Source organism: Pseudoalteromonas sp. S3260, from assembly GCF_005886925.1.
GTDB lineage: Bacteria > Pseudomonadota > Gammaproteobacteria > Enterobacterales > Alteromonadaceae > Pseudoalteromonas > Pseudoalteromonas tetraodonis.
Window position 1 is genome coordinate 1 of record NZ_PNCV01000350.1, and the last position, 305, is coordinate 305.

Consider the following 305-nt stretch of genomic DNA (forward strand, 5'->3'; position numbering starts at 1 on the left):
AGCGTCACGTTTTTTAGTGCTCGGTGGCGCAGGGACTATTGGTCAAGCCGTATGCAAAGAGATCTTTAAGCGCAGTCCTCAAGCCCTCCACGTTATCGATATTAGCGAAAATAATTTGGTGGAACTAGTGCGCGATATACGCTCATCATTAGGATACATCGAGGGAGATTTCCAAACTTTTGCTTTGGATATTGGCAGCTTAGAGTATCGCGCCTTTATCGAACAACAACCTAAATACGATTATGTGCTTAACCTTTCTGCATTGAAGCATGTGCGCAGTGAGAAAGATCCCTATACGCTGATGC

At 44.6% G+C, this 305-nt stretch carries 1 protein-coding gene; it reads left to right on the forward strand.

Annotated elements, in window-relative coordinates:
- Positions 1-305: polysaccharide biosynthesis protein (locus CWC14_RS18760; protein ID WP_138564385.1), on the forward strand; the 305-nt coding region annotated here is incomplete at both ends.